The organism is Acinetobacter rongchengensis (assembly GCF_003611475.1).
GTDB classification, from domain to species: Bacteria; Pseudomonadota; Gammaproteobacteria; order Pseudomonadales; family Moraxellaceae; genus Acinetobacter; species Acinetobacter rongchengensis.
Window position 1 is genome coordinate 1 of record NZ_RAXT01000082.1, and the last position, 8,090, is coordinate 8,090.

Genomic DNA, 8,090 nt, shown 5'->3' on the forward strand with positions numbered 1-8,090 from the left:
GATTTGCTGAACACGTGGATTGACTTCACCTGTAGCAGTGTCTACGTTCATTTCTTTGACTAATTTATCGATTTCTTGACGGTTCATACAAATTCTCCTGAAGTATGAAGGTATTAACGTGGTTGGCTTTACATGCATTTATTCGCTTGTTCCTTCGCTCACCACATTCCTTGTTATTGCTGTGAAAATAAACTTAAAATGATTTAACCAATTTAGCTGTCATCATCTCGAATTGAAGAAGGGTGACGATTGAGTGCCATCACTTCGATATTCATGTAGGGATACAATGGAAGCCCTTGTAAAATATTATGAAGTTCTTCATTACTTTCAACATCGAAAATGCTGATATTTGAATATTGTCCTGTCACACGCCAAATATGACGCCATTTACCTTGCTGCTGTAAATCTTGCGAATAAGCCTTTTCAATCATCTTAATTTCATTGGCTTTTTCTACTGGCATATCAAGCGGGATGTGTACATCCATTCGTACTTGGAAAAGCATATTCATTCCTTTATTGACGACGCATGTTGTCGATTTTGTCTTCATCCAATTCAATACCTAAGCCTGAACCTGTTGGAATTTTCAGTTCAAAATTGTCATATTGAAGTGGTGTTTTTAAAATATCTTCAGTCAATAACAAGGGCCCAAATAATTCAGTGCCATAGGCTAAGTTATTGAATGTTGAGAAAGCATGAGCGGATGCAATCGTGCCGACAGGACCTTCGAGCATGGTGCCACCATACAGATCAATCCCTGCAAGATTTGCGAGTTTGCCAACTTCACAGGCTTCAATTAAACCTCCAGACTGGGCAACTTTGACCGCAAAAACACTGGCTGCATTGCGCTTAGCAAGTTCATAGGCACTTTGTGGGCCAGTGAGTGATTCATCTGCCATGATCGCAATATCGAACTTACGTGTTAAACGTTGCATTGCATCAATGTTGTGAATTGCACAGGGTTGTTCAATCAGGTCTACACCGCCATCTTGCAGCATTTGAATGCCTTTGATTGCATTTAACTCTGACCAAGCACGGTTGACATCGACACGAATAGATACTTCTGAACCTAATGCTTTTTTAATTGCAAGCACATGTTCGACATCTTGTTCTACAGGGCGTGAGCCAATTTTTAGTTTGAAAATATTATGGCGTTTCGCCGCAATCATTTTCTGTGCTTCTGCAATATCTTTTTCCGTATTACCCGAAGCTAGTACCCATAACACTGGAATACTGTCACGTAAGCGACCACCTAAAATTTCGCTGAGTGGTAAGCCTAAACGCTGAGTTTGGATATCCAAGAGAGCGGTTTGAATTGCACATTTTGCAAAACGATTACCATTGATATTGCGATGAATCACTTGCATCGTTTGAGCGATATTTAAACCAACTAAGGATTTAAGCAATGGTGAAAAATATGTTTCAATATTGGTTTTTACACTTTCAGGGCTTTCTTCACCATAGCCCAACCCACCAATTGTCGTTGCTTCACCCCAACCCACCAGTCCATCTTCAGTTGTCACTTTAACGAGAACCAGTGTTTGAGTCTGCATGGTTGCGACAGCCATCTTGTGAGGGCGAATCGTTGGTATTTCGACTAAGAGCGTTTCTATGGATTTATACATCTGCGTATTTCTTAAGTATCAATCTATTTATATACCCTAAATTAATGTAAAATCTTAAACTAGGCTCAATTTGGTATTTTTAGATACTTATTAGGTATATTAAATGGAATTAAGACATCTTCGATATTTTGTGACAGTTGTAGAAGAACAAAGTATTACCAAAGCCGCTGAAAAATTATGTATTGCCCAACCTCCGTTAAGCCGACAGATCCAAAAGCTTGAAGAAGAACTGGGAATCTTATTGTTTGAACGCGGTTCTCGACCAGTACGAACCACAGAGGCAGGGCAGTTTTTTTATCAGCACGCTGTGCAAATTTTAACGCATACAGCGCAAGCGACATCCATGGCAAAGCGGATTAGCTCGGTTAATAAAATTGTTCGCATAGGTTATGTGAGCTCGCTTTTATATGCGCTGTTGCCACAAATCATTTATCTATTCCGTCAGAATAATCCAGATATTGAAGTAGAGCTGATCGAATGTGGCACCAAAGATCAAATTGAAGCGTTAAAGCAAGGTAAAATTGATATAGGTTTTGGACGCTTAAGAATTAGTGATCCTGCGATTAAACGTATTTTACTCCGAGAAGAAAAATTAAAACTTGCAGTACATAAAAATCATTATTTAACTCAATATATTGATCAAGGTATTTATTTATCGCAAATTATTAACGAGCCTATTTTTTCTTATCCTGCATCACAAAAGCCAAACTTCTCAACACTCATTCAATCTATTTTTACTGAATTAGGACTCGTACCTAAAGACATGATTGAAGTTCGGGAAATTCACTTAGCACTCGGATTAGTTTCATCTGGTGAGGGGATTTGTATTATTCCTGAAAGTGCCAGTGATATTGGAATGAAGAATTTGGTTTATATTCCAATTTTAGATGTAGAAGCTTATAGCCCGATTTCTTTATCTGTCCGAAATATGGACCAAAGCAATTACATTCCAAGTATTTTGGATTGCATTAAGAATGTGTTTGAAGAAGAAAATATGGTATTTAAACCGAGCGATTCAACCTAATCTTTAGCTAGTCATCGGTTTGTGTTGTTTTTTGTTTAGCTTGTGCTAAGGTTGGTGTTCGCTTTGTCAAAATTAAATGTGCAATCACACCAATACATATTCCCCAAAATACTGAACTTAGTCCTAAGAAATGCATACCAGAAGCGGTTGCGAGAAAAGTAATCAGCGCCGCTTCACGTTGAGCTTCATTTTTCATCGCCACAGAAATATTGGTTGCAATCGCACCTAATAAAGCTAAACCAGCAAGTGCTGCCACCAATTCTTTAGGAAGTAAACTAAATAGCATGACAATACTGCCAGCAAATAAGCCACCTAAAATATAAAAAATACCATTGGCAATCCCTGCAATATAGCGCTTTTCTTTTAACTCATGTGCATCCTTGCCCATACATAAGGCCGCGGTAATCGATGCAAGCACGATAGTGATTCCCCCGACACATGCAACAGCCAAAGAAGCGATACTGGTTACTGTAATAATGGGCTTTGCAGGGGTGTCATAGCCACTGAGTTTCATAATCGCCATACCCGGTAAAAATTGCCCAGTCAGGCTGACTAAAATAAGGGGAATAGCAAGGTTTAAGGTGGAATCCCAAGTCCATTCAGGTTGGATAAATTGCGGAATCGCCAAGTTAAAATGAACATCGACTGGATTCATTTTACCCAGTAGGAGACTGAGTACGACACCAGCAACGAGTACCCAAACCATGGCATAACGTGGTGTTAAACGTTTAGCAAACAGAAAAACCAAGAGCATGCTGAATACGATTAAGGGCATGCGATCCGTTGCAGTAAATAAACCTAATCCAAATTGAAATAATATGCCCGCCATCATGCCTGCTGCGACATCTTGTGGAATCCACTTGAGTAACTTATCAAAATAACCTGTGATACCGATAATTAAAATCACCACAGCAGTTGTTATGTAAGCCGCGACAGCTTCATTTAAGGAGACATGGGGAAATAATGTGACCAGTAAAGCTGTACCAGGCGCTGACCATGCTGTAATGACAGGTGTTTTAAATTTAATTGATAAGTAGATTCCTGCAACAGCAGCACCAATAGAGATTCCCCAAATCCATGAAATCATCATATTGTTAGAAACATGGGCTTGTTGCGCTGCTTGAAAAAAGATAATCAGAGGTCCTGAATAGGAAATAAGAACAGCTAAGAATCCTGCAACAGTCGCTGAGATAGACCAATCTTTTTTTAATGTTTGCAATAGATTTTCCATTGTTTACTTCCTTGCGCAATGGTTATTTTTATTGACTGATATTACATACATATGTCGATAGACTATTTTATTGAGCGATTAAAACCGAATTTAATTTTTAATCAGCACGGCATAGTAAATATGTTATGTAATATCAGTTACTTTATCTTGATCAATCAGAATAAAGCCGAGTTCAACCTTGATCACCGCCGCCAACAGGAACAACCGTACCTGTCATATATGAAGAGTCATCAGATGCAAGGAATACGATGGCATTGACTTGTTCTTGAATTGACCCATAACGACCCATGAAAGTACGATCAATGGTTTGATCAACAACTTCTTGCATCCATAATTTTTCATGGTCAGAAAGTGGCTGATCATTTCTAGGAATTTTACGTGGTGGTGCTTCTGTACCGCCAGTTGCAATCGCATTCACCCGAATACCATCTTTGGCATGTTCAAAAGCAAGCGAAGCAGTTAATCCGTTCACACCACCTTTTGATGCAGAGTAGGGTACACGGTTAATGCCACGTGTTGCAATTGAAGATACATTTACAATTGTACCTTTCTGATTTTTAATCATTTCTGGGAGCACGGCACGACAACACCATAGCGTTGGAAATAATGAGCGGTTTACTTCTTTGATAATTTCCTCTTCTGAAAACTCCTGAAAAGGTTTCATCCATATTGCGCCACCGACATTGTTGATAAGGACATCAACACGCCCATAGGTTGTGATTGCTTTTTCAACAACAGCTTGTGCGCCTGCAAAAGTCTCTAAGTCTGCATTGATGCTGACAGCATCACCACCATTGTGTTTAATTTCAGCAACAACTTCTTCGACTAATTCAGAGCGATCAGCCAGAATTGTTTGAGCGCCTTCTAAGGTGACTTGTAGGGCGACTCCACGTCCAATACCTTGTGCTGCACCTGTCACAATGACAACTTTATTTTGAAAGCGCTTATTCATGGCAACATGCTCCTCAAATTTAAATGCTTAAAACGACTGATTAATTCGCAGAGAATTTTTCGAACAAGAAGTTCTTTGGTTTTATACCTTCTGTATCTAACCAGCCACGGACTGCTTCAACCATAGGTACTGGGCCACATAAGTAAATATCAACATCGCCTTGATTTAACCAATCGTTTTCTATATGGCTGGTCACATATCCTTTACGTTCATGTTGACTGTCTGCATGTGCGACAACGGTACGGTATTCAAACCAAGCATGTTTTTCCTGTAATTCATTTAACTTTTCAATAGCGACTAGGTCGAAGTCATTGGTTACGCCAAAAACCAAACGAATAGGTTGCTCTGAATGTTTTTCTTCAAGCACTTGCAACATCGACATGAATGGAGCAATCCCTGTTCCACCAGCAAGCATGAGTACAGGACGGGTGACATCACGTAAATAGAAACTTCCAAAAGGACCTGTAAACGTCATTTTGTCACCAGCTTTGACATTTTTACTGAGAAATTCACTCATTTTTCCATTGGGAACATTACGTACCACAAAACCAGTTAAACGATTGCCCGGTTTTGAACTGAATGAATATGAACGCGTTTCAGTGGTTCCAGGAATGCCAACATTGACATATTGACCAGCAAGGAAGTTGATATCAGGTTGACCTTCATCGAGTTGTATATCAAAAGTAATGGTTGAATCAGATAGGTTTTCAACACGTGAAAGCGTACCTTGGAATTGGTGAATTTCTGTTTTACACACTTCAGAAGATGCTGCGATTTTAAATACAGCATCAGAAGTTGGTTTACATTGGCATGCCAAGATATAACCTTGTTCAGCTTCTTCAGGTGTCAAGGCATCTTCAATGTAATTTTCTTCAGGCATGTCATAGCTGCCAGATTCACAAAATGCACGGCAGGTACCACATGCACCATCACGGCAATCTAAAGGAATATTAATCTTTTGACGGTATGCAGCATCAGAAAGCGTTTCATCTTGTGCAACAGAAATGAAGCGAGTGACGCCATCTTCAAATTGAAGTGCAACATTATGGTTTGACATGGCAGAATCCTTTTAAACTTTATGAATCTTGTGCCGTTCAATCAAATCTCCTTATGCTTGAACGGCTGACCTTGCTTTCTATTGAAAATATTGACAATAGAAAGTCTTAGAGGTGATAGATATCAATGACTTGGTTGATGTAATCATTTTTAAGCACGACATATTTGCTTAAAATCTGTGGTTGTTCACCTGAAAAATCAATTTCATAACGAGACATGCCAAAATAGCTATAATTGGTTTTATAACGGAAACTTAGCGTATTCCAATTAAAGCGTACGGTGACTTTGTCACCCTCACGTGCAACCACTTCAATATTGGCAATGTTATGGCTAGTACGCGTATCTGGCATGGTTGCAGAAGAGCGTTCGGTTTTGATACGAAACACACGGTCTTCAAGCCCTTGACGGTCTGGATAATAGATCAAGGAAATTTCTGACTGAGGATCTTCTGTCAGTTTGTCATCGTCATCCCAAGCAGGCATCCAAAATGAAGCACTTGGTGCATAGCAAGCTAACCATTCATCCCAGTGTTCGTCGTCTAAAAAACGTGCTTCACGGTAAAGAAATTGGCTGATATTCTCGATACTTGCTTTATCATTTATTGCAGTCGCATTCATCTTGTTTCTCCTTAATCAACCAAACCAGCAAGCTCTTTTTCTGCTGCAATGGCGTGTTTCATGGTTTTTAACCAATATTGATGCTGTGCAAGATAAAGTCCTTCATCTTCTGTTTTAATACAGCTAATTGCTGGTTTTAAACCAATTTCATCGGCTGCTTCATCAGGCCCTTGAATCCAGTGTTTTGAGCCACGACACATGTCGTTCCATTCCAATTCAATCCCTGCATAACCTGCTTGGCAGGCACGGAATTCCTCAAGATCATCAGGAGTCGCCATACCTGAGGCATTAAAGAAATCTTCGTATTGACGAATACGACGTGCACGAGCTTCAGGTGCTTCACCAACAGGAGCAATACAGTAAATTGTGACTTCAGATTTATTGACTGAAATTGGACGTACCACACGGATTTGTGAACCAAATTGATCCATCAAATAGACATTTGGATAAAGACATAAGTTACGTGAACGCTCAATCATCCATTTCGACATAGGTGCGCCGAATTTTTCGGTATATTCATCCGCTTTAGAGAAGTTTGGACGGTCTTCAGGATTACCCCATTGCGTCCAAAGCAGCATGTGACCATTGTCAAAACCGTATGAACCACCACCTTGTTTGCCCCAAGAGCCTGCACTCATGGCACGTACATTGTCAGCAGCTTGTTTTTCTTTGCGTTGTTGAGTGGTTGCTGCATAGTTCCAATGCACAGCAGAGACATGATAGCCATCAGCACCATTTTCAGCCGTTAATTTCCAGTTACCTTCAAAAGTGTAAGTCGAAGAACCACGTAATACTTCTAAACCTTGCTCAGATTGATCAACAATCATGTCAATAATTTTAGTCGTTTCACCTAGAAACTCTTCTAAACTTGGAACGTCTGGATTTAAGCTACCAAATAAGAAGCCTTTGTAACTTTCAAAACGTGCTACTTTTTTCAGATCATGCGAACCTTCTTTGTTGAAGCAGTCTGAATACCCCGCATCTGCTGGATCTTTAACTTTGAGTAATTTTCCAGAGTTATTAAATGTCCAACCATGGAAAGGGCAAGTATAGGTTGCTTTATTACCACGTTTATAACGACAAAGTTGCGCACCACGGTGTGAACAAGCATTGATCATGGCATTCAATTCGCCATTACGGTTGCGTGCAATTAAAATGGGTTGACGACCCATGTAAGTGGTGTAGTAATCATTATTGTTTGGGATTTGGCTTTCATGTGCTAAATAAACCCAATTGCCTTCAAAAATATATTTCAATTCAAGGTCAAATAAAGATTGGTCTGTAAATACTGAGCGATGTAATTTAAATTCGCCAGTTTCATAATTGTCTACAAGAAGTTCATCAATACGATCAAGATGACTGGTGTTAATGACTGGAATACGTGGCATGTCTATTCTCCGACTATCCGTGTAGTGATCTTGCTAAGACAAAAGTGATGAACATCTTAGCCAAGTCAGCATTTTGGTATTTTTGTTATGCGCTAGCGCGACGACGATCGACTTCTGTTGAAGGTGCATCAGTTTGATCTTGAACCAACTCAACATTGAAAGTGATATGTTTAAAAGGTTTGTTTAATCCACGACGAGT

9 protein-coding genes and 1 pseudogene are annotated in these 8,090 nt (G+C 39.6%); 1 reads left to right on the plus strand and 9 read right to left on the minus strand.

What is annotated here, in order from left to right; all coding sequences use genetic code 11:
* From D7V20_RS20230 to D7V20_RS17820, 3 genes are all read right to left on the minus strand, one after another.
* The coding region (locus D7V20_RS20230) for a hypothetical protein (protein ID WP_235831670.1) at positions 1 to 87 on the minus strand (87 nt) is incomplete at its 3' end.
* Positions 88 to 212: 125 nt separating this feature from the next.
* A complete protein-coding gene (catC, locus tag D7V20_RS17815; protein WP_120385269.1) occupies positions 213 to 503 on the minus strand; it encodes a muconolactone Delta-isomerase in 291 nt (96 codons plus the stop codon).
* 10 nt (positions 504 to 513) lie between these two features.
* The gene (locus D7V20_RS17820; protein WP_120385270.1) at positions 514 to 1,623 is read right to left on the minus strand and encodes a muconate/chloromuconate family cycloisomerase; all 1,110 of its coding nucleotides are present in this window, start codon (positions 1,621 to 1,623) and stop codon (positions 514 to 516) included.
* A 103-nt stretch (positions 1,624 to 1,726) separates the two neighbouring features.
* Between D7V20_RS17820 and catM the strand changes: the two genes are divergently transcribed.
* A complete protein-coding gene (catM, locus tag D7V20_RS17825) occupies positions 1,727 to 2,647 on the plus strand; it encodes a cis,cis-muconate-binding transcription regulator CatM (RefSeq protein WP_120385271.1) in 921 nt (306 codons plus the stop codon).
* 7 nt (positions 2,648 to 2,654) lie between these two features.
* Here catM and benE read toward each other — a convergent pair whose 3' ends face one another.
* From benE to D7V20_RS17855, 6 genes and pseudogenes are all read right to left on the minus strand, one after another.
* Positions 2,655 to 3,878, minus strand: coding sequence for a benzoate/H(+) symporter BenE (gene benE, locus D7V20_RS17830; protein ID WP_120385272.1), 1,224 nt, complete (start codon positions 3,876 to 3,878; stop codon positions 2,655 to 2,657).
* 172 nt (positions 3,879 to 4,050) lie between these two features.
* Complete coding sequence (locus tag D7V20_RS17835; protein WP_120385273.1) at positions 4,051 to 4,830, minus strand: 1,6-dihydroxycyclohexa-2,4-diene-1-carboxylate dehydrogenase; 780 nt, start codon at positions 4,828 to 4,830, stop codon at positions 4,051 to 4,053.
* Between the two features lie 40 nt (positions 4,831 to 4,870).
* On the minus strand, positions 4,871 to 5,887 hold the full coding sequence (gene benC, locus D7V20_RS17840; protein WP_120385274.1) for a benzoate 1,2-dioxygenase electron transfer component BenC: 1,017 nt from the start codon (positions 5,885 to 5,887) through the stop codon (positions 4,871 to 4,873).
* Positions 5,888 to 5,993: 106 nt separating this feature from the next.
* A complete protein-coding gene (benB, locus tag D7V20_RS17845; RefSeq protein ID WP_120385275.1) occupies positions 5,994 to 6,503 on the minus strand; it encodes a benzoate 1,2-dioxygenase small subunit in 510 nt (169 codons plus the stop codon).
* An 11-nt stretch (positions 6,504 to 6,514) separates the two neighbouring features.
* On the minus strand, positions 6,515 to 7,891 hold the full coding sequence (gene benA / locus D7V20_RS17850; RefSeq protein WP_120385276.1) for a benzoate 1,2-dioxygenase large subunit: 1,377 nt from the start codon (positions 7,889 to 7,891) through the stop codon (positions 6,515 to 6,517).
* A gap of 85 nt (positions 7,892 to 7,976) precedes the next feature.
* Positions 7,977 to 8,090: pseudogene (locus tag D7V20_RS17855) on the minus strand (catechol 1,2-dioxygenase); the annotation flags it as partial.

What these genes read in the sequence shown, in the direction of transcription:
- benC (WP_120385274.1), bottom strand. Translation starts at nt 5,887, where the DNA reads ATGTCAAACCATAATGTTGCACTTCAATTTGAAGATGGCGTCACTCGC.
- catM (WP_120385271.1), top strand. Translation starts at nt 1,727, where the DNA reads ATGGAATTAAGACATCTTCGATATTTTGTGACAGTTGTAGAAGAACAA.
- catC (WP_120385269.1), bottom strand. Translation starts at nt 503, where the DNA reads ATGCTTTTCCAAGTACGAATGGATGTACACATCCCGCTTGATATGCCA.
- benB (WP_120385275.1), bottom strand. Translation starts at nt 6,503, where the DNA reads ATGAATGCGACTGCAATAAATGATAAAGCAAGTATCGAGAATATCAGC.
- D7V20_RS17820 (WP_120385270.1), bottom strand. Translation starts at nt 1,623, where the DNA reads ATGTATAAATCCATAGAAACGCTCTTAGTCGAAATACCAACGATTCGC.
- benA (WP_120385276.1), bottom strand. Translation starts at nt 7,891, where the DNA reads ATGCCACGTATTCCAGTCATTAACACCAGTCATCTTGATCGTATTGAT.
- D7V20_RS17835 (WP_120385273.1), bottom strand. Translation starts at nt 4,830, where the DNA reads ATGAATAAGCGCTTTCAAAATAAAGTTGTCATTGTGACAGGTGCAGCA.
- benE (WP_120385272.1), bottom strand. Translation starts at nt 3,878, where the DNA reads ATGGAAAATCTATTGCAAACATTAAAAAAAGATTGGTCTATCTCAGCG.